At 44.6% G+C, this 20,421-nt stretch carries 17 protein-coding genes; 11 read left to right on the top strand and 6 right to left on the bottom strand.

Annotated elements, in window-relative coordinates:
• Positions 1-75 precede the first annotated feature (75 nt).
• The 3 genes from ACIGG6_RS17090 to fliD (ACIGG6_RS17080) all read left to right on the top strand — a co-directional run bounded on the left by ACIGG6_RS17090 (position 76) and on the right by fliD (ACIGG6_RS17080) (position 4,538).
• Entirely contained in the window at positions 76-1,398 is a 1,323-nt protein-coding gene (locus tag ACIGG6_RS17090) for a UDP-glucose dehydrogenase family protein (RefSeq protein ID WP_399846202.1), read from the top strand.
• Positions 1,399-1,575: 177 nt separating this feature from the next.
• Positions 1,576-2,931 carry a flagellar filament capping protein FliD gene (fliD, locus tag ACIGG6_RS17085; protein ID WP_399846200.1) on the top strand — a complete coding sequence of 452 codons (1,356 nt, stop codon included), beginning with the start codon at positions 1,576-1,578 and terminating at the stop codon, positions 2,929-2,931.
• 212 nt (positions 2,932-3,143) lie between these two features.
• A complete protein-coding gene (gene fliD / locus ACIGG6_RS17080) occupies positions 3,144-4,538 on the top strand; it encodes a flagellar filament capping protein FliD (protein WP_399846197.1) in 1,395 nt (464 codons plus the stop codon).
• A gap of 162 nt (positions 4,539-4,700) precedes the next feature.
• Here fliD (ACIGG6_RS17080) and ACIGG6_RS17075 read toward each other — a convergent pair whose 3' ends face one another.
• Positions 4,701-5,318: a hypothetical protein gene (locus tag ACIGG6_RS17075; RefSeq protein WP_399846195.1), complete on the bottom strand. Its 618-nt coding sequence runs from the start codon at positions 5,316-5,318 to the stop codon at positions 4,701-4,703.
• A 231-nt stretch (positions 5,319-5,549) separates the two neighbouring features.
• Between ACIGG6_RS17075 and ACIGG6_RS17070 the strand changes: the two genes are divergently transcribed.
• The 6 genes from ACIGG6_RS17070 (at position 5,550) to ACIGG6_RS17045 (ending at position 14,386) form a co-directional block, all read left to right on the top strand.
• Positions 5,550-7,232: a flagellin N-terminal helical domain-containing protein gene (locus ACIGG6_RS17070; RefSeq protein WP_399846192.1), complete on the top strand. Its 1,683-nt coding sequence runs from the start codon at positions 5,550-5,552 to the stop codon at positions 7,230-7,232.
• A gap of 122 nt (positions 7,233-7,354) precedes the next feature.
• Entirely contained in the window at positions 7,355-11,050 is a 3,696-nt protein-coding gene (locus ACIGG6_RS17065; protein WP_399846189.1) for an O-linked N-acetylglucosamine transferase family protein, read from the top strand.
• Between the two features lie 14 nt (positions 11,051-11,064).
• Positions 11,065-11,838: a glucose-1-phosphate cytidylyltransferase gene (gene rfbF, locus ACIGG6_RS17060; protein WP_399846187.1), complete on the top strand. Its 774-nt coding sequence runs from the start codon at positions 11,065-11,067 to the stop codon at positions 11,836-11,838.
• Positions 11,839-11,913: 75 nt separating this feature from the next.
• Positions 11,914-12,447: a dTDP-4-dehydrorhamnose 3,5-epimerase gene (rfbC, locus tag ACIGG6_RS17055; protein WP_399846186.1), complete on the top strand. Its 534-nt coding sequence runs from the start codon at positions 11,914-11,916 to the stop codon at positions 12,445-12,447.
• A 36-nt stretch (positions 12,448-12,483) separates the two neighbouring features.
• On the top strand, positions 12,484-13,320 hold the full coding sequence (locus ACIGG6_RS17050) for an NAD-dependent epimerase/dehydratase family protein (RefSeq protein ID WP_399846185.1): 837 nt from the start codon (positions 12,484-12,486) through the stop codon (positions 13,318-13,320).
• Positions 13,313-14,386 (top strand): class I SAM-dependent methyltransferase, encoded by a 1,074-nt coding sequence (locus ACIGG6_RS17045; RefSeq protein WP_399846183.1) that lies wholly within the window; start codon positions 13,313-13,315, stop codon positions 14,384-14,386. The genes ACIGG6_RS17050 and ACIGG6_RS17045 overlap by 8 nt, the downstream gene beginning before the upstream one ends.
• A 126-nt stretch (positions 14,387-14,512) precedes the next feature.
• On the opposite strand, the gene ACIGG6_RS17040 is transcribed toward ACIGG6_RS17045, so the two are convergent.
• From ACIGG6_RS17040 to rfbB, 5 genes are all read right to left on the bottom strand, one after another.
• Positions 14,513-15,859, bottom strand: a complete 1,347-nt coding sequence (locus tag ACIGG6_RS17040; RefSeq protein ID WP_399846181.1) for a UDP-glucose dehydrogenase family protein — start codon at positions 15,857-15,859, stop codon at positions 14,513-14,515.
• Complete coding sequence (locus ACIGG6_RS17035) at positions 15,856-16,950, bottom strand: NAD-dependent epimerase/dehydratase family protein (protein WP_399846179.1); 1,095 nt, start codon at positions 16,948-16,950, stop codon at positions 15,856-15,858. The genes ACIGG6_RS17040 and ACIGG6_RS17035 overlap by 4 nt, the downstream gene beginning before the upstream one ends.
• Before the next feature lie 23 nt (positions 16,951-16,973).
• Positions 16,974-18,059 carry a TylF/MycF/NovP-related O-methyltransferase gene (locus tag ACIGG6_RS17030; protein WP_399846177.1) on the bottom strand — a complete coding sequence of 362 codons (1,086 nt, stop codon included), beginning with the start codon at positions 18,057-18,059 and terminating at the stop codon, positions 16,974-16,976.
• 260 nt (positions 18,060-18,319) lie between these two features.
• On the bottom strand, positions 18,320-18,385 hold the full coding sequence (locus ACIGG6_RS17025) for a sugar phosphate nucleotidyltransferase (RefSeq protein ID WP_399846220.1): 66 nt from the start codon (positions 18,383-18,385) through the stop codon (positions 18,320-18,322).
• A 68-nt stretch (positions 18,386-18,453) separates the two neighbouring features.
• The gene (gene rfbB, locus ACIGG6_RS17020) at positions 18,454-19,452 is read right to left on the bottom strand and encodes a dTDP-glucose 4,6-dehydratase (protein WP_399846175.1); all 999 of its coding nucleotides are present in this window, start codon (positions 19,450-19,452) and stop codon (positions 18,454-18,456) included.
• Positions 19,453-19,733: 281 nt separating this feature from the next.
• Between rfbB and ACIGG6_RS17015 the strand changes: the two genes are divergently transcribed.
• Together ACIGG6_RS17015 and ACIGG6_RS17010 are read left to right on the top strand one after the other, a co-directional pair.
• The gene (locus ACIGG6_RS17015; protein WP_399846173.1) at positions 19,734-20,090 is read left to right on the top strand and encodes a hypothetical protein; all 357 of its coding nucleotides are present in this window, start codon (positions 19,734-19,736) and stop codon (positions 20,088-20,090) included.
• Positions 20,091-20,096: 6 nt separating this feature from the next.
• Positions 20,097-20,309: a hypothetical protein gene (locus tag ACIGG6_RS17010; protein ID WP_399846218.1), complete on the top strand. Its 213-nt coding sequence runs from the start codon at positions 20,097-20,099 to the stop codon at positions 20,307-20,309.
• Positions 20,310-20,421: the final 112 nt, after the last annotated feature.

Raw genomic sequence — 20,421 nt, 5'->3', positions numbered from 1 at the left:
CGAAGCGCGGCGGGCGGGGAGTGTCAGAAAAAAGGTGTGGTAGTCTCGCAAGACTTCTTTTAGGGCTGGTTGATTATGCAGATTAGTGTCTTTGGTACCGGATATGTAGGGCTCGTGGCAGGTGCGTGTTTGGCGGATGTGGGTCATCAGGTCATCTGCATGGATATTGATGCTAACCGCATCGCACAGCTTAGCCGTGGTGAGATCCCTATTTTCGAGCCAGGCCTGAGCCAGCTGGTAGCGCATAACGTTGCCGCTGGGCGTTTGCGATTTACCACAGATACCGCACAGGCGGTAACCGAAAGCGACACGCTGTTTATCGCGGTGGGCACCCCGCCAGACGAAGATGGCAGCGCTGATCTGCAGTACGTATTAAGCGTCGCGGAAAGTATCGGCCAGCACATGCAGGGCTATAAGCTGGTGGTTGATAAATCGACGGTGCCGGTAGGCACGGCCGAGCGTGTAAGCGACACCATCAGCCACGTGCTACACCAGCGTAAGGTTGAACACCCTTTTGATGTGTGCTCCAACCCTGAGTTTATGAAAGAAGGCGCTGCCATTGATGACTTCACCCGCGGCGCTCGCATTATCGTAGGCACCGAGAGCGAGCGGGTAAAAGAGCGCATGAAAGCCTGCTACGCGCCCTATAACCGCAACCACGACAAGCTCATGTTTATGAGCGTGCGAGCGGCAGAACTGACGAAATATGCCGCCAACGCCATGCTGGCGACCAAAATTAGTTTCATGAACGAAATGGCGAATTTAGCGGAGCGCTTAGAGGTTGATATTGAAGATGTACGCCGGGGTATCGGAAGTGACCCGCGTATTGGCTATCACTTTATTTACCCTGGTTGTGGTTATGGCGGCTCTTGTTTCCCCAAAGATGTGCACGCCCTTGAGCAAGCTGCTTTGCAATTAGGTTACACGCCGGAATTATTAAAAGCCGTAGAAGCCGTTAATCAGCGCCAAAAACAAACGCTTTACACAAAACTGCAAGAGAGCCTCGGTAACTTAGAGGGGAAAGTGATTGCTATTTGGGGGCTAGCATTTAAGCCCGGCACCGATGATATGCGCGAAGCGCCCAGCCGAGCACTGATGGAAGCCCTGTGGGCAGCAGGCGCAAAGGTGCAAGCGTTCGACCCGGAAGCGATGGGTGAGTGCCGAAGGCTTTATGGCGAGCGTGACGACCTGATGCTCGCAGGCGATCGCATACAGGCAGTAAAAGGTGCAGATGCACTGGCCATCTGTACAGAGTGGAAAGAGTTTCGCACCGTTGACTTCACTTGGTTAGCAAGCCAGCTAAACAATAAATTAGTGGTAGATGGGCGTAATTTATATGCGCCCAGCGCGTTGAGTGAGGCGGGTGTTTGCTATGTGGGTGTCGGTAGAAAGTCTTAATAAACAGAAGTTTATAGCTTTGGTTTGCTGTTTCTGATAAATGGGTAAGCCCAGGGCTAATAAATTTGTTAAAGTTAATAGTCTCAATGCCGAATAAATAACTAATTAGCTAACTTGAATAATGGCTGCCGCAAAATCGGTAAGACGGCCGCACAACGCGAAAAAGGGACGGTACGCATGGCTTCCATTTCATCACTTGGTATCGGTTCAGGGCTGGACCTCAACGGCTTGCTAGATCAGTTGCAAGAAGCTGAGCGTGGCAAACTTGCGCCCATCGAGCAGCAACTGGAAACCCAGCAAACCAAAATCTCTGCCTACGGGCAGTTGCAAAGCGCCCTTTCCGAATTTCAAAACGCCGCAGAGGCACTTAACGACAGCGACCTCTACGAGAGCCTCTCTACTAATGTAGGGGGAGAAGCAATCACCGCCACGGCAGATGGCGAAGCGCAGCCCGGCAGCTACAACGTAACGGTTGAAACGCTAGCAACCCGCGGCACCTTAGCCTCTGAAGGCGTCACGGCTGTTGATGAAGCGCTCACTACAGCAGAACAAACGCTTACTTTTACCTTTGGTGAAGGGGCCACGCAAACCACAAAAGAAGTGACCATTGCGGCAGATAGCACTCTTGAAGATATGCGAGACGCCATCAATGCAGACGAAGATTCCGGTGTTAACGCCACCATTGTGTTCGATGGCACGGATTACCGGTTAGCACTTAGTTCAAGCGAAACAGGCGCGGATGCCTCAATTGCAGACTTCAGCTTCTCAGGTACTGCGCCGTTTGCTGCGGATACAACTAACACTCTTCAAACGGGTACTGACGCAGCACTGAATGTGAATGGCATCGCCATCACTAGCCCTACTAACCAGGTAGAAGGTGCCATTCAAGGCGTCACACTGAACCTTCAGGAAGAGGGGGATAGCACTGTGTCGGTAGAGCAAAACACCCTGGCAGTGCGTGAAGCGGTGACGGGCTTTGTAGATGCATACAACGACCTAAAAGGCACCATTGGCGACCTCACCAGCTTTAATGCTGAAACCGGTGCCGCAGGTGATCTGCTGGGCGATAACGCCGTGCGTACAGTGGAATCTCGATTGCGCAGCGTGCTTGGTAGCGGTATTGAAGGCCAATTTTCAATGCTTAGCGATATCGGCATTTCGCTACAGCGTGATGGCACGCTCGAAGTTGATAGCGGCAAACTAGACGACGCCATTGCCAATAACCAAGACGCTCTCTCGGCCTTTTTTGCAGGCGGTGCTGAGGACGACGGCATGGCAGGCCAACTGAATCAAACCGTTGAGCAGCTTTTGGGCTCGAATGGCGCTGTGTCAGGAGCGAAGTCGGGGGCTGAAAGTCGCATTGAGTCGCTAGGCGAACGTTATACCCGAATGGAGCAGTCCATCGAGCAAACCATTTCTCGCTACCGGACCCAGTTTGGCCAGCTGGATACGATGATCTCTCAAATGAACCAAACCAGCAGCTACCTCACCCAGCAGTTTGATGCGTTAGATGCACAGCTAGGACGAGAATAATACCAATTCTGTTTAGCTATCTCCAAAACGCCTGCGATAAGCAGGCGTTTTTATTAGGTTATTATACAGACGCCATTAAACGCCTGAAAAAGCGCTAAAGTCTTCCGTTGTTCCGTCGATAAAAATGTTATTAAATTTCAACAAGCACTCCGTACCTGACTAAGTGTTTTGGATGACTGTTGGTTTAGCCTTTTGCATTGAGGAACATCGGCATGGCGACAATAACCTCTCTAGGCGTTGGCTCTGGCTTGGACCTCACCGGCCTATTGGACCAGCTACAGGCAGCTGAGCGTGGCAAGCTTGAGCCCATTACGCTTCAAAAACAGCAGCAACAGGCGAAAATTTCCGCCTATGGCCAGCTGCAAACATCAATGAATGCTTTCCAAGACTCACTGGCGAAAATCAATGACTCGGCGCTTTATCAAAGCCTCTCTGCCAATGTGCGGGGCGATGCGATTAAGGCTACTGCCACCGCTGATGCACTGCCGGGTAGCTACCGTGTAGAGGTGTCGAAACTCGCGACGACAGGCTCTCTAGCATCTAGCAGAGTGACCACGAGTGATACCGATACTGCGCTGGATCTGCAGGGTGCCACCGCCATTCAGCTCACTTTTGGCAATAGCGATACGGTTAAAATCGATCTTGCTGCCGACAGCAGCCTGACCGACATTCGCGATGCCATTAACGCCAACAAAGACTCCGGCGTAAACGCCACCATTATTAACGATGGCACGGGCTACCGGCTGGCGCTTAGCTCTAAAACGACCGGCGCGGATGCCGCTATTGCCAGCTTTAGCTTTGTAGATGCAGCCGGAATCACGGTAACAGGCCCCTTTGCAGAAGATGCCGCCACCAAGCAAGCTGGTGAAGACGCCGCGCTAACGGTCAATGGCATTGCCATTAGCAGCGCTAAAAACCAGATCGAAGGCGCCATCCAGGGCGTTACCCTTAATTTAGCGGAACTTAGCATTGCCGATGGCGGAACTGCCACCAGCACGGTTAATGTAGAGCGCGATACGCTCAAGCAGCGCGAAGCGATTAGCGGTTTTGTAAAAGCGTTTAACGACCTAAAAGGCACCATTGGAAAACTCACCAGCTTTAATGGCGACAGCGAAACCGCCGGTGAATTGGTAGGCGACAGCACCGTGCGCACTATCGAAAGCCGCCTGCGTAGTGTGCTGACGGGCAGCGTAGCAGGGAGCGAGCTTTCCACGCTTAACCAGCTAGGCATTACCCTGCAACGAGATGGCACGCTGGAAGTAGATGACGATAAAATCAGCGACCTAGTCGCCAATAACCCCCAGGCACTCAGTGACTTTTTTGTGGGTAGCGACGGGGATGGCTTGGCCTCACAGCTCGACAGCACCGTAGAGCGAATGCTTGGCGATAACGGTGTAGTAAAGCTAGCGATTAGCGGTGCCGAAAGCCGTGTAAAAAGCCTGGATGAGCGCTATGAGCGCATGGAAAAAACCATCGAAGGCACCATTTCCCGCTACCGCACTCAGTTCGGCCAGCTAGATAGCATGATTGCCCAGATGAACAGCATGAGCTCCTACCTAACCCAGCAGTTTGAAGCATTGGACTACCAGCTAGGCCGTAAAAAGTAGCTAACGTCACGGTAGCCAATAACGTCGTAAGCGGCCTCAATGAGCGATAAGGTGAAAAGCTCGGGTAGAGGCCGCTTTAGCAGACGAAGGATTTCGGCACCCTTCTTAATGCGCCCCATATGATTGCAGGGCACAACAACGAAGCAACCTAACCCCTTCCAGCTACTCCCCCTCTCGGTACATGGCCGCCAAACTCTCTTCCGTGATGGGCTTACGCTTAGCATCCAAAATTTTGCCACCCAGCGCCGCCACCTCATGGGTAAAGGTAATTAAATCCTCCGGGTTGCGCGACACCTTCCGCGTGTTCAAAAAGCGGATCAAGATCGACACCCCCTGCACCGGCGTATGCTCCCCCTCTTTATGCTCTTTATGTAGCGGCGGCAGTTTACCCGGCGAGGTAGCGCTAGCCAGCATAATTGGGTAGCCCTGCGGCCCCGGCGGAAGGTGGAAGGCGCCTAGCTCCGCCTCGTAAAAGGCGTTTTTCGCAGTGAGCATTTCTCCCAGCGCTTGGTTAATGGCTTGGCTGGGCGCATCAAACATCACAAACAAACACTGCTGGGTCGGCTTTTTGCTCTGCTTGCTGGTTGTTTTAGGCTGGCTTTGATAGCTGGGGGTATCCGCCTGCTCTGCTGAGGGAGTAGATGAGGGAGTAGAGGCCTGCTGAGAGGAAGGCTCGGCCTTGCGTGGCGCAATCACCACCTTATAAAACAGCACAGCGCTTATTAGCCCTAACACAACAGCGATGCCGCCTAGTAGCAAAGGTAGGTAGGTTGTTGACATGGTGCGTCCTCTACTGCATTCGAATGAACGTACAATACCCCTCTACGATTAAAAATGCAGCGCCTTGATCAGCTATGTAGCGCTATGTTGGTCAGCGTTCACTAAAATTTACATAATTTTTTACTATTCGCCCTAAAGGTTCTCCTCATCATGCCGTTAATCAATACAACGGCACACAACGTGGCCGAAAAGCGGGCCTTCTAGGCCAGTGTTCCAGCAAGGAGAATCACCATGTCAGTGATCAATACCAACATCACATCGATGATCGGTCAGAACAACCTGAGCAAGTCCCAGAATGCGTTGACCACTTCTATGGAGCGCCTGAGCTCTGGCCTGCGCATCAACAGCGCCAAAGACGACGCTGCTGGACAGGCAATCGCGAACCGTTTCAGTGCACAAATCACTGGCCTGAACCAAGCCCAGCGTAACGCCAACGATGGTATCTCCATCGCACAAACCGCTGAAGGCGGCTTAAACCAAGTCAACGACAACTTACAGCGTATTCGTGAGCTGTCAGTTCAGGCGCAAAACGGCACCAATAGCCAGTCTGACCTGGACTCTATCCAGGACGAAATCAATCAGCGCATGTCAGAAATTGATCGTATTTCTAAAGAAACCGATTTCAACGGCACTAAGGTACTAGCGGAAGACAACAACCTAAGCATTCAAGTAGGTGCCGATGATGGTCAGACCATCAGTGTTGGCCTGCAGCAAATTACCTCGCAAACGCTAGGCCTAGATGGCTTTAACGTTGATGGAAGTGGTGAAACCCAAAACCGCAGCGCAACGGTTACTGACCTGATCGCAGCCGGTGGTCAAACCGCAGGTGGTGCCAACACATATAGTGTTACCACCACCTTTGATTCTGCATCGCTTGATCAGATTCTTGGCGAAATCCAGAACGGTGACACTGTTACTACGAATACTGCTTCAGCTACGGATGCTGTTGCTTATACGTTCGACGCTGCAAGCGGTAACTTTACCTATACCGATACAGTTGCAGCAGCGGATACTGATGATCTTGCTGCTGAAAATACCCCTGCCACAGGTACCGCATCGGGCAGTTATGAATTCACAGATGGCTCTGTTGCCAACTTTGAAGTTTCCTCCACCGGTACTATCACCATTGGTGGCCAAGCAGCCTATCTATCCGATAGTGGTGAATTAACGACCAACACAACAGCTGGTGGTGGAACGCAAGCGACGCTTCAAGATGTTCTTGATGAAGCTGCTGGTAATTCAGGTTCTGTAAGCATCGGCGGTACGACTTATACAGGTGATGGTACTGACTTAACCTTCACCAACACTGCAAGCGCAAGCGAGGTACTGGCTGCCGCAGATGGTACTGCTACTGCCGTGGATATGGCGAGTGGCCTGACTTCCGCTACCATCGCATTTGACGCTGCTGGCGATACGACAGATGCCTTTGTTGACTTTAATGGCGAATTAACTACCCAAGAAAAATTTGTAACTAATTATTCTGTAAACCCAGAAACTGGTGAAGTAACAGTACTAGGCAACTTTGAGTCTGATGGCACTACTGAGTACAGTGGTGAATATGCCCTTGAAGTAGGCGAAACCGCCAATGTTAACGCGAGCGGCCGCTTGACTACAGACGAAACCAGCGCAGGTGAGCGCACTGAAGACCCGCTGGCGACCTTAGATGCTGCACTTGCTAAGGTTGATGGCTTGCGTTCTGACTTGGGTGCCATCCAAAACCGTTTCGAATCTGCTATTACTAACCTGCAGACCAACGAAACTAACCTTTCTGCGGCCCGTTCACGCATCGAAGATGCTGACTACGCTTCAGAAGTGGCTAACATGACCCGTGCGCAGATCCTGCAGCAGGCAGGCACTTCGGTGTTGGCGCAGGCCAACCAAATCCCGCAGAACGTACTTTCTCTGTTGGGTTAAATTATCTGATAGCGTAATGGCTTTAGATAACGTAAGCGGGGGCCAGTGGCTCCCGCTTTTTGCATTATTTTTGGCAATGGCTGATCTTGAACAATCTCATTGCCTTTAACGTTGGATTCAACATGTGTGCATCCCCTCTTTCCGAAAAAAATGCCAACCGTCTAACAAAAATGTTAAGTAAGAAGAATTTTCAAAAGGTGCTAGAAACCGTTAGCAATCTAGAGCTTGCACACACTGAATCTGCAAACCTTTTTAAAATAAAGGGAACGGCACTACTTGAAATAGGAAAAATAAAGGAAGCTATTAGTGCATTAGAAAAATCGCACTCTCTAGAATCCGAAGATGCAGAAGTGCTTTACAATTTAGGGGTTGCTTACTACCGCGATGGTAATGTAGCAGCTGGCATAAAAGAGATAGATAAAGCGCTCTCTAAGCGCCCAAAAGATACCAAAGCATTATGCGCTATTTCCAAAATGTTGATTGATGGTGGCTATTTTAAAAAAGCGCTAGAATATTTAGAAAAAGCAGATAAGCTTGGAAATATGGAGAATTCCGTTTGGGTGCTCCAGGCTGATGCTTTATCAAAATCAACAAAATTAAGTAGTGCATTAGAAGTTTATAAAAAAATAGCACAAAAATACCCAAATGATGTGGGTAGCTTGAGCAACCTTGGTAATATTTACCGCATGTTAGGTCAGTTTGATAAAGCCGACATAATATTTGCCCGGCTAATAGAAAAAGATCCTAAACGGTCTTCCTCGTTTTCCAGTTATTTCTTTTCCAAGCATTATAATCCCAAGTATAATGCTGAAAGTTTTTTTGATGATGCTAGAAATTGGGACCTGCAATATGCCCCAAAAAAAGCCGAGCGTAAAAAAGCAAAGAGTACAGATCCACGACGGCGTTTACGTATTGGTATGCTGTCATCAGGGTTGCGCATTCACCCTGTTGGTAACATGATTACCTCTGCTTTAGAGTACCTTCCCGAAAGCCAGTTTGAGCTTATTGCCTATTCACTCAGCCATATTAATGACAAACGTGCCCAACGGCTTAGAAAACGTTTTGATGAATGGAATGCGGTAATTCATTTAAGTGACGAAGACCTAGCTGAAAGGATTCGGCAAGATGATATAGATATTTTGTTTGACCTGTGTGGCCACTCAGAAGGTCATCGTTTGCTAGCCGTTGCAGAAGAACCAGCGCCACTAATTATTAAATGGGTAGGTGGGTTGATTAATACCACCGGCCCCAGTGCGATTGATTACTTAATAAGTGACAGCGTGGAGACCCCTGAAGGAATAGATAACCTCTATATTGAAAAGCTAATTCGTATGCCGGATGATTATATTTGTTACCTTCCGGCAGAAAATAATCCGCCAGTACGGGCGCTGCCTGCGCAGAAAAATGGCTACATAACATTAGGTTGTTTTAATAACCCTTCTAAACTTAATGCGCAAATTATTGCCCACTGGGCAGAGATTATGCATCAGTTACCTGGTAGCAAGCTGTTCTTAAAAGGTAGCCAGTATGAAGGTGAAGAGTTTATAGAGCAGACTCAAAACCAGTTTGCTGTCCATGGTATTGCGCCTGACCGCTTGATAATGGAAGCATTCTCGCCCCACTTTTTTCTCTTAGATGCCTACAACCGGGTAGATATAGCGCTAGACCCTTGGCCGTATTCTGGAGGTTTAACAACGTGTGAAGCCCTTTTAATGGGCGTGCCCGTGGTTACTATGCCTGGGCCAACTTTTGCAGGCCGCCATAGCGCCACTCACTTAGTAAATGCGGGCTTTCCAGAGCTTGTGACCGAAAGCTGGGAACAGTACTGCCAACAGGTGCTAGAACTTGCTGGCGATTTAGAGAGTTTAGCGGCTATTCGCAAAGGTTTGCGTAAACAGCTGCTGGCTTCGCCGGTATGCGATGCCCCCCGTTTCGCCAAACATTTTACCATTGCCATGCGCGCTATTTGGCAGCGTTATTGCGAAGGCAAAGCACCTGCGGCACTTACTTTCCAGAAAAATGGCCAAGCGCAATTTGATGGTGAAGCAGCACCCGTACAAGTTGACGTACCTGAGATATTTTCTAAAAGCAGTATATCTGCCGAACCACAGCAGCCAGCACAAGTATTTAATAGGAAGTTTAATTGGCAGCTACCTAGTAAGATCATAGTGATTGATAATAGTGCAAAGCTTATAAGTCAAGCTGGCATTGCATCACTTCGCCAGCTCAAAGCGCTAGGTATTATAGCTTTTGACCCAACTAGCAAAGTGGAAAATATCAAACAGTTTGAAGGTAGTGAGGATGTTCAGGTGTTTCCTCATGCCTTGCTTGGCAACGGACAACAAACAACACTCTACGCCTGCCTTGACCCTATATTTAGCAGCACGCTAGAGCCTCTGCCTCTAGAAGAGCAGCATGGCGACAACCCACAGGGCGCTAAGGTGCTGGCAAAGCTGCCCATTAATACCATCGCTTTAGACAGCATCGAAGGACTAGAGAGTCTAGATTGGCTGATTCTTGATGATCGACACGATGCAATCAGTATTCTCAAATATGGCGAACAAGCGTTACAAGAGACACTACTGATACAAGTGCGTATTGCCTTCCAGCCCACTCACGAACACCAACCGAACTTTGCCGAAATCCAACACTGGATGGGACGCCTCGGATTCCGATTCTACCGCTTCAACAACATGGCATTCCAAAGCCATTTCCCAGGTAGCGTATCTGAAGAGCAACGCCAAGCTACTGAATTAACAGCTGCAGATGCTATCTTTTTACCAAGCCATAAGCGCTTGACTGCACTGAGCGATAATCAAAAGCTGAAGCTCGCCTTCCTTTTACATACGGTCTATGGCGTTAAGGATATGGCGTATGCTTTGTTGACTCAGGTGAGTGAGGAGAAGGCAGATGAGTACTTAGTGGAGGAAGGCTTAGCTGAGAAAATGAAAAAGCCAGCTGTGAAGCGTGAAGTGATTTACGATCCTAGTCAGCTTGAGTGTAATCAACGTGAATTTACCCTGTGTGTAGGGGTACCGGTTTATAATGAAGAAAAATATATCCGTGAAACCATTCAGTCGTTGAAAAAACAAGATTGTAATGATGTTAAATTTTTGATTTCAGATAATTGTTCTACAGATAAAACGCTAAGTATTATCTGTGAAGAAATAGCAGATGATGAACGCTTTGAAGTGTTTCAGCACGATAAAAATAAAGGAAGTATTGAAAATTGGAAATTCTGTTTAGATGTTTCAAGATCAAAGTATTTTATGTGGTTGGGGGGGCATGACTTTTTATCAGATAGGTATCTTTCGGTAGTTGTTGGTAAAATTCAGAGTTGCCCAAGTGTTTCCATGGTTATAGGTAAGCCTATGGTAGTCGACGAGAAGTCAAATGTGCATGGTGTTGCTGAGCAAGCAGTTTATTACTTTATTGATAAGGCTAAAGAAAGCCGTTATTTAAAGTCGGTTATGGAGCTTGGTAATTGTACTATTTTGAATTCTATATTCCGCCGATCGGATTTAAGTAGCTATTTTTTTGAAAAAGTAAAATCATTTGATCATGTACTGATTAGTCATTTGTTATGGTATGGGTGTAACTTAACAGTTGATGAGGTATCTTATTTTAGACGATATTTTTCTGTTAGAAGTGAAAGTTATGATACAAGGTTGATTGGAGAAAATGTAGAATTAGAAAGAGAGGAGTTCTATCAGTATTATTTGAAGGATTTCGAAGGTCTCATGAAAGAAGAGGATGAAGAGAAAAAGGTGAAAATGTTAGAAATGGCAGAAAATATTTTGAGAAATCGTTTTGGTTAAAGGGGTATTTTGTTATGAAATGTGTGATTTTAGCAGGTGGGCTTGGTACCAGAATATCTGAAGAGACTCATCTAAAGCCCAAGCCTATGATTGATATTGGTGGTAAGCCAATACTTTGGCACATTATGAAGATTTACTCGTTCCATGGGGTGAATGATTTTATTATTTGTTGCGGTTACAAAGGCTATGTGATTAAAGAGTACTTTGCTAACTATTTCTTGCACATGTCGGATGTCACTTTTGATATGTCAGATAATATAATGCAAGTGCATGAAAAACATGCAGAACCATGGCGAGTAACACTGGTGGATACTGGTGAGAATACAATGACTGGTGGCCGCCTAAAGCGTGTCAAAAAATATTTGGAAGATGAAGAAGCATTTTGCTTTACATATGGCGATGGTGTTTCAAACGTCAATATATCTAAGCAAAGAGAGTTCCATCAGCAACATAATAAAATGGCAACCGTAACTGCAGTGCAACCACCAGGTCGTTATGGAGCTTTGATAAAAGATTCAACTACTGTTACTGGTTTTCAAGAAAAGCCTCCAGGAGATGGCGCTTGGATAAACGGTGGTTTTTTTATGCTCCATCCAAACGTTATAGACTACATAAAAGATGACCAAACCTCCTGGGAAAGTGAGCCATTGCAACACTTAGCTAAAGAAGGTCATTTGCAATCCTTTGAGCACCATGGTTTTTGGCAGCCTATGGATACGTTGAGGGATAAAAATTATCTTGAGAGTCTTTGGAATTCTGATAGTGCTCCTTGGAAGTGTTGGGAATGAAATGTACAGAAGCTTGCCACTGGCCAAACCACATAAAGGCTTAACTCCATATACTTATAAGTTATAAGGCATAATATGAATTTTACTGAGACACCTTTGCAGGGAGCATATCTGATTAGCTTAGAAAAGCGAGAAGATAAACGTGGTTTTTTTGCACGTTCGTTTTGTATTCAAGAATTCAATATGCATAATTTGGAGACACAGTTCGTTCAGGGAAACGTTAGTTTTAATGTTAAAGCTGGCTTAATACGAGGCATGCATTATCAACATGGAGAGCATGCAGAAGTGAAGCTGGTAAGTTGCCTGAGTGGCTCTATCTACGATGTTATTGTTGATCTACGTGAAGACTCGCCTACTTATATGCAGTGGTTCGGAGCAGAGCTATCAGCTCAGAATGGGAAACTCATGTATGTACCTAGAGGTTTTGCCCATGGCTATCAAGCGCTGAGTGATGGAGCTTTGGTCCATTACATGGTTAGCGCTTGCTATGCACCTGATGCTGAGGATGGTCTAAAATATGATGATCCTGCTATTGGCATTAAGTGGCCTATGGCAGTAACAGAAACTTCCCCTAAGGATTCAGTATGGCCTTTAATAAGGAAAATTTAATATATAGTAACTTTGATCGGTGGAGTTAATTCCAATATGACTAAAATACTCGTCACAGGTGCTACTGGGTTTGTTGGTCGACATATAGTTAATGCTTTATTAAAATCAGATGTAAGCCTTACGCTTGTTGTTCGTACTGGAAAAGAGCATGAGTATGAAAGATGTATGCGGGTGGATAGAATAATATCAACCCCAGATCTTTTTTCAGAAGATGAAAGTTGGTGGGAAGATATATGTCATGGTATAGATACCGTTATTCATTCAGCATGGTATATGGAACCGAAAAAATATTTAAATTCGTCTAAAAACATAGACTGCTTAGTTGGTACGTTAGCTATTGCAAAAGGTGCAGCAACAGCTGGCGTTAGACGATTTTTAGGTATAGGTACTTGCTTTGAATATGATCTTTATGCTGGAGAAGACTTATCAATTAATTCCCCTCTTCATCCTACGTCTTCCTATGCAGCGGCAAAAATATCTACCTTTTTAACATTATCTCAATGGCTTCCTTCTCAATCAGTAGAGTTTTTGTGGTGTCGTCTTTTTTATCTTTATGGGGAAGGAGAAAGTGAAAGTAGGCTTGTGCCATATATTAGAAAACAATTGATAAATGGAGAGCCTGCCAAGCTCACAAGTGGGACACAGGTGCGAGATTTTTTGGATGTGAAAAGAGTGGGAGAAAAAATTGCTGAAGCTGCTTATAGTGATGTAATAGGGGTTGTTAATATTTGTTCAGGCATACCCATTACAGTAAGAGAAATTGCTGAAAAAATAGCAGACGAGTATGGGCGAAGGGAGTTATTAGAATTTAGTGCTCGCCCCGATAATCAGGTAGATCCACCACGCGTAGTAGGAGTGCCAAATTATGGATAATGTGTATGAGCTTTACCGAGTCGAAGGTGTGCCAACGCTACAAAATCGAGTTTATGACACTTTTTTAGAAGCCTTAAACAGTCCTACTGGTAACATTACTTTAGTTCAGGACCCTGTTAGTGGTTTGGTTTATAATAAAGACTTTGATCCAAACGCTGTTATTTATGATAGGAATTATAATAATGAGCAAGCAATAAGTGATGTTTTTAAGTTACATCTGGAAGGGGTTGCTAATATTGTAATTAGAAATTTAGGCAAAAAAAAGATTGTAGAAATAGGTTGTGGTAAAGGATTTTTTCTTGAGCTAATGCTTGAAAAAGGGTTTGATATTACTGGATATGATCCATCGTATACTGGCGAAAATCCAAGAATAGAAAAAAAATTCTACGATGCTACGATTAGAAATAATGCAAAAGGAATAATTCTAAGACATGTGTTAGAGCATATTGCTTCACCTTGGGAGTTTTTGCATACAATTAAAAGTGCTAATGGAGGGCAAGGGCTTATCTATATAGAAGTGCCTTGCCTGGATTGGATTATTAAGCATAATGCTTGGTTCGATATTTTTTACGAGCATGTCAATTACTTTAGGATGGCTGATTTTGAGAATATTTTTAGCCATATAAGAGACAGTGGGAAGCTGTTTTCTGGTCAGTATTTGTATATTGTTGCTGATCTTGCTGATTTACGTCAAGCACCTAAAAAAGATATTAACCCCGTTGTTTTTCCAAAAAGCTTCTCTTTTAATATTGAGGGTGTAGATGCAAACTCTTATATAAATAACGAGAATAAAGCTGTTGTATGGGGAGCCTCATCAAAAGGTGTGATATTCTCTTTGATGAAAAAGCATCAGAAAAATATATCTTTTGCAGTGGATATAAATCCTGCCAAGCAGGGTAAATATCTTCCGGTCACGGGATTGCTAGTACTATCACCTCAACAATTTATGGAGGAATTCCCTGAGATTAGTGAAGTATATGTAATGAATTCCAATTATTTGGATGAGGTAAGAAAAATGACTGGGTATAAGTACACTTATATAGATATCGATAACAAACGATCATGACAAATGTTGCCTTGAAAATAAAAAAATTTAAGTTAGACAGTTGTTATTTAAAATTGCCTTTCCAGAGCTGTACATACTGTAGTTTGGCTCTGGAAAGAGGTTTGTCTTTTATTTTAACGGCAGCATTTAGCTTTGTCGCAGACCAATAGCGAAGTATTGAGCGCCTGTTACTTTCTCAATAGACAACATTCGACGAGTATCAAAAATAATCTTTCCTGATAAGTTGATGTTTTCTAAATCAATGTATTCTGGCCATTTTGTCACAATAACTATTATATCTGTATCATTGATGTGATGGCGCCACTCGCTCGTAATAGTAATTTTTCTAGCTTCTGTACCCATAGCATTGCTAAAATTAGTAGCTGCAATGGGATCATGAGCAAATATGGTGGCTCCCTGCTTTAAAAGAGAGTCTATAATTTTTAGTGATGCCGATTCACGTACATCGTCAGTTCCAGGTTTGAACGCAAGGCCTAGTATAAGTATTTTATAATTGGATAATTCTTTTATGTGAGAATTGATAATGTTAGCCACTTGCAATGGCTGCACATCATTAACATTTAGCACAGCCTTTGTTATGTCCATAGTTAAACCCAACTCTTGCCCTTGGGAGTGTAAAGCTTGAATATCTTTTGGAAAACAGCTACCGCCAAACCCACAACCTGGAATTAGATAATTAAGAATAGCCGGGTTTAGTCGTGTACCGTCTCTCAGTATAGGGTTCCATCGGCGGTCTAGTGATACACCGTTGATAACATCCATAATATCAATATTGCCTAATGCTGCAGCAAAGTTAGCAATCTCATTAGCTGCAGATATCTGTGTAGCTAGTAAAGAGTTATTGGCATATTTAATTAATTCTGCTGTGCGAGTATTTACACGCACTTTGTCAACATGCCAAGGTGCATATAAGGCCTCTAAACGTTCTAGTGTCTCGGGGTCCTCATATCCGAGTACGATACGATCTGGGTTCATAAAGTCATCAATAGCTTCGCCCTCGCGCAGAAACTCTGGATTCATTCCTAGTCCAAAAGCAGGATGATATTTTCCAGAAGCAGTTTCTATTTCTTCGCGTACGACAGTATCGGTTGTACCTGCAATTACAGTACTTTTAATTATAATAGAGATATAGCGATCATTATTCTTAAGATATTCTCCAATTTTTCGAACAGCAGTACGTACGTAGCTTAGATCAATAACGCCACCGTCCGACGGTGTCCCTACAGCGACAATAATCGTATCAACGCGATCAAGAGCAGTGGTCAAATCAGTCGTGGCTTCAAAATCACCTGATTCAATCACTTGTGTTAATAGCTCGGATAAACCAGCTTCATAAATATGTGGATTGCCAGCATTCAGGCAGCTAACAATGTCTTGCCTTATATCTACGCACGTAACCTGATGGCCCTTTGCGGCAAGACAGACACCTGAAACGAGCCCAACATAACCAGTTCCGATAATTGTAACTTTCATAGTGTCTTTTTTAGCCTTTCTTGTTTAAGGAAATTTAAATAAAGGTGAACACCATCTTGTACTAAAATTTTCGGTGTATAATTGAGTTGTTCTTTAGCTTTCTTGATGGTCGGGCATCGGCGATTTGGGTTGTCAGTCATATATTCTGGATCTGGACTCGTCTTATACAAAATCTGGCCAGTATAACCAAAAATTTCCTTACCAGCTTTTTGATATATATTAGCCAGCTGATTCATGGTTATTTCTGGTTCTTCAATACCAATATTGAATACGTCATATTTTCCGTAAAGCAAACATAGTAAATAGCCAACTATTGCATCGGATACGTAGCAAAAAGTTCGAGTTGGCTTACCATCAGATAACATAATTAAATCGCGGTCTTCCAGCACACATTGTGCAAAATCAGCAGGGATACGTTTGTCACCTAGACGCATTCCTGGACCATAGTTATTAAACGGGCGGGCCACTGTGACTGGCATATCATGCTTGCTAGCGAACACATAACATAACGTCTCACCAAATCGCTTTGATTCATCATAGCAAGCACGTGGTCCAGTGCAGGCTACGTTTCCACGATAGCTCTCTTGAGTAGGGATAGAACCAGCATCTGGGTCTCCGTAAACTTCACTTGAAGAGAAAAATAGAAAGCCCTCTAGATAATCTGATGAACAATAAAAGTCAAGTAGGTGACGAAGGCCCCAGATGTTAGCATCAATAGTCTCTAAGGGGTATTTTCTGTAAAAAGAGGGAGAAGCTATTGAGGCACCATGAATAACAAAGCGAGCTTTATCGGCGCCACAAACTGTTTCAATATTGTCTTTAGAAATATCGAATGTGTGAAAGTAAAATATTTTAGGATATGCGTTTTTTAGGGTTTTTAACCACTCTGGTTTTTCTAAAATAAAATTATCTAGACCAATGACTTTTTTTATTCCAAGTTTGGTTGAGTAGCGCACCAAATACTGTGTGAAATAGAAGCCAAGAAATCCAGCGCAGCCTGTAACAACTATTGTCGCACCATTAAATTTATTACCCGGGTTCGTAGCGTGATGAATATAATTTAAGTCTATTTTTAAAATGGGGTTGATCATGGATTCATCCATATGATATTAGTTTAGTTTTTAAAAACAACAGCTTGGCCTGTTGGTAGTTGCATTGGTATTATGCCATGCCGAGAAAAAAAATCATCATACATTATTTGTTGTGTTGTATGTTTCTGAAATCCATAGTCGTCTATAAGAACTGCTCCTCCAAAGCGTATTTTAGGCCAGAAAAATTCTAGTGCTGCCTTCTCAGGGGCGACTATGTTCATATCAATAGATACAAAGTCAACATGGCTATTGTTGAATTTTGCTAGCGTGTCAGGAATTTTTCCCTTGTGAAATTTAACTTCTTTGAATTCTTTAAAGAAATTTTTTGTTGTTTTGTAGTAATCTCCCTTGTAGTTATTTTTATTATGCCAGTGTGCGAGGCTTTCATTTTTCTCTATTTGCTCTAAAGGTATTCCTCTGAATGTGTCAAATAGATGGAGTTCTATATTTTTTTTGTCTTTGAAATAGTGCATTATGGTTTGCATTAAGTGTCCTAGATGAACACCACATTCAGCGATAACTAAATCTTTTCTTTGTATTTGAGATATGATCGATACTGCTATGTGTGCTCGCCAAAATATTTTATATACTGCAGAGTCGTTTATATGTGGAGATGTTTTGGTGATAACCTTATTCCAGCTGTTTATGAATAAGGGGTCAGTCATAAAGGCAATTTCTTGTCCCCAAATACTGAACCTGTCTGCTTTAAAATTGAAAGGTTGCCCCCTCGGTAATAAAGGAAGTTGCTCAGATGGTTCTGTTATTGATTTTTGGGTTGAGTGTTTTTTTGCACTTTCTTTAATTGTACTTACCTTGATTCTGCTAGCATTTTGTAGGCATTTGTTAGATGCTTCAGTGTTGCCTTGTTCACTATATATGGTTGCAAGAGCAATATGTGCATTAATAAATTCTGGCGCAGCGGTTACTAGCTCTTTAAATAATTTTTCGGCAGCCTTTAAATCACCTTGGTGTTGTAAGATTAAGCCTAATGTTTCACGTGCTGATAGATTGCTAGGCTCTTCTAATAAAAGTTTTTCACATTCTTTTTTAGCTTGAATTAAGCTGCCTTCTGCTATTTTTTTTTTGATTCTTTGTAATGCATTATTCATTACTTTTGCCTCTGATTTATATGAAGGTGTGTTGCTATGTTGTTTAGGTTTTTTTAGTTTTTTTCTTTCCTCGTGCTGGTTTTAATTAATTTTTTTAAGAGTTGGTGGATGTTGTGTTTGACCAGTGTTTTTTTGAGAAATCTTAACTATCGTAAAGTGTTTGATTCTGATTTTTAAGCCTTTGCTTATGAAATAAAATTGCGTTTAAAAAGCGTTTGGCTCTGATCGAGTTATATTGCTGTACAGCACTAATCCTGTTTCTATATAGTTATGGTAATAGGGTAAAGCCTGGAGCCACTTCCTCCCACCAAAACAATCCCCTTCATGGCTTTTCCTTGCTATGTATTGTTATGTCTTTATCGGCGCCTAAGATTGTTTATTTAAGTGTTGACTGTCAATAGTTTTTGAGCATCCAAGTGACGTTTTTACGCAACCCGCTGTGAAAGCTTTCCGAGGGCATCCACCCTAGTTCATGTGTGATTTTACGGTTATCAATCGCGTAACGTCGATCATGCCCAGGCCTGTCTTTTATAAATGTGATCTGGTTGTTATATGAGCCGTACTCAAGCGGCGCTAGCTCATCAAGCAGCTCACACATCTTGTGAACAACTTCCAGGTTGCTGTGTTCGTTGTTGCCGCCAATATTGTAAGTGTTGCCTATGTGCCCTTGAGTAAGAACGCGGTAGAGCGCTATGGCATGGTCATCCACATACAGCCAGTCGCGGCGTTGCTGCCCATCGCCATAAATGGGCAGCGCTTCCCCTGCTAGCGCACGATTGATGATTAATGGGATGAGTTTTTCCTGGTGCTGCCAGGGTCCGTAGTTATTTGAGCAGTTCGTCACCACAATAGGCAGGCCATAGGTGCGGTGCCATGCCTTTACCAAATGATCAGAGCTTGCCTTGCTTGCCGAATAGGGCGAGCTGGGGGCATAGGGCGTTGTTTCTGAGAACGGATGAGCCTCAGGCGCTAAATCGCCGTACACTTCATCCGTCGAAATGTGGTGAAAGCGAAATTGCTCCCGTTTACTGCCCTCTAACTCCTGCCAGTAGTGGCGACTGGCTTCTAGCAGGGTGTAGGTGCTCACAATATTGGTGGCGATAAAATCCGCTGGCCCGCTGATAGAGCGATCCACATGGCTCTCGGCTACAAGGTGCATCACTGCATCTGGCTGGTATTGTGCAAATAGCGCTTTGAGTGCCGTTTGATCACAAATATCTACCTGCGCTAGATGATGGCGTTCGTTTGTGGGCGCATTGCCCAGTGCACTGAGGTTGGATGCGTAGGTCAGCTTATCAATGTTGATTACGCGCCAGTCGGTGTGCTCCATCAAGTAGCGCACAACGGCACTACCGATGAATCCCGCGCCGCCAGTTACAAACAGTGTGGCCATGTGGTTGAGCTGCCCCGATACTTAAGCCTTGTTACAAAGGCATAAAAGCCATAATTTTTGTTATTTTGCCACGCATGCGATGGGGCAAATGGTCGAAAAGCGTGCTTGGATACGCTTATGAAACCTTTTTGTGTAATGAGAGCCTCTAAGACACGGCGCTCCGTAAGAAAGCTGACCCTGCATTTTTTGGTGTGGCAATATTAGTGGGATGATAGCCATTCTCGCTATTGGTGTGCCAAAGGCGATAAAAAATAGAAAATTCAGCAAAGCTAGGAATAAATGTGACTCAAACCAGCACCACCATCTCAGCCCGAGAGGTCGTCAACGACCTCGTCCCCAAGCTCAATGCGGTTGAAAAGCAGATCAAGCTGACGATTAGCGCCGTTGTTGAGGCAAGTAGCGCAGCGCCTGAGAAAAAAGAGCGTTACACCAAGCTGAAGGCGGAGTTCCAGTTGGAGCTCACCATGATCCGTATGAACCTGGAGCATCTGCTAAAACGCTACCGTAACGAGCTGGAAGCAGCGATGCACGACCCGCGCAAAGATACGTTGCTTACCCTGGATTCGTATGAAGCCACAGCGGTTGAAAACGCTAAACAGCTGTATGCGCGTGTGCAGCGCTTGCAGCAAGGCTATTAAGTGAATATGCAGCCCGATGAGCATGAACAAGTAGCGCTATCGCTAGAAACGCTGATTCGTGAAACCCAGGCAACGATAGAGCGCGTAGAGCAACACGGGCTGGATATCGCCATGCCGGAAGATTACCAGGCGCTGTTGGATATTTTAGACAGCGCTATCAAGCAGCAGCGCGAACATACAATGGGGATGCTATCGAACGTTCAATATTCAGCCAAGTGACGCTCGGCCTGAAGGAATGAACCGTACCGGCTTTCTCGGAGACCCGTTAGTTTGAGTCAAGCAGCCTTATTTGCCTGACTCTGTTGCTCATAATACATGGCTTCTCGCTCTG

It is taken from the genome of Vreelandella lionensis, from assembly GCF_044543515.1.
Lineage (GTDB): Bacteria > Pseudomonadota > Gammaproteobacteria > Pseudomonadales > Halomonadaceae > Vreelandella > Vreelandella lionensis.
The sequence above is the reverse complement of the archived record's forward strand: the minus strand, read 5'-3'. Positions and strand labels throughout refer to the sequence as shown.

Coding starts and splice junctions, on each gene's coding strand:
- ACIGG6_RS17010 (WP_399846218.1), top strand. CDS start 20,097: ATGCAGCCCGATGAGCATGAACAAGTAGCGCTATCGCTAGAAACGCTG.
- ACIGG6_RS17070 (WP_399846192.1), top strand. CDS start 5,550: ATGTCAGTGATCAATACCAACATCACATCGATGATCGGTCAGAACAAC.
- ACIGG6_RS17090 (WP_399846202.1), top strand. CDS start 76: ATGCAGATTAGTGTCTTTGGTACCGGATATGTAGGGCTCGTGGCAGGT.
- fliD (WP_399846197.1), top strand. CDS start 3,144: ATGGCGACAATAACCTCTCTAGGCGTTGGCTCTGGCTTGGACCTCACC.
- ACIGG6_RS17075 (WP_399846195.1), bottom strand. CDS start 5,318: ATGTCAACAACCTACCTACCTTTGCTACTAGGCGGCATCGCTGTTGTG.
- ACIGG6_RS17040 (WP_399846181.1), bottom strand. CDS start 15,859: ATGAAAGTTACAATTATCGGAACTGGTTATGTTGGGCTCGTTTCAGGT.
- fliD (WP_399846200.1), top strand. CDS start 1,576: ATGGCTTCCATTTCATCACTTGGTATCGGTTCAGGGCTGGACCTCAAC.
- rfbC (WP_399846186.1), top strand. CDS start 11,914: ATGAATTTTACTGAGACACCTTTGCAGGGAGCATATCTGATTAGCTTA.
- ACIGG6_RS17050 (WP_399846185.1), top strand. CDS start 12,484: ATGACTAAAATACTCGTCACAGGTGCTACTGGGTTTGTTGGTCGACAT.
- ACIGG6_RS17030 (WP_399846177.1), bottom strand. CDS start 18,059: ATGAATAATGCATTACAAAGAATCAAAAAAAAAATAGCAGAAGGCAGC.
- rfbF (WP_399846187.1), top strand. CDS start 11,065: ATGAAATGTGTGATTTTAGCAGGTGGGCTTGGTACCAGAATATCTGAA.
- rfbB (WP_399846175.1), bottom strand. CDS start 19,452: ATGGCCACACTGTTTGTAACTGGCGGCGCGGGATTCATCGGTAGTGCC.
- ACIGG6_RS17035 (WP_399846179.1), bottom strand. CDS start 16,950: ATGATCAACCCCATTTTAAAAATAGACTTAAATTATATTCATCACGCT.
- ACIGG6_RS17045 (WP_399846183.1), top strand. CDS start 13,313: ATGGATAATGTGTATGAGCTTTACCGAGTCGAAGGTGTGCCAACGCTA.
- ACIGG6_RS17065 (WP_399846189.1), top strand. CDS start 7,355: ATGTGTGCATCCCCTCTTTCCGAAAAAAATGCCAACCGTCTAACAAAA.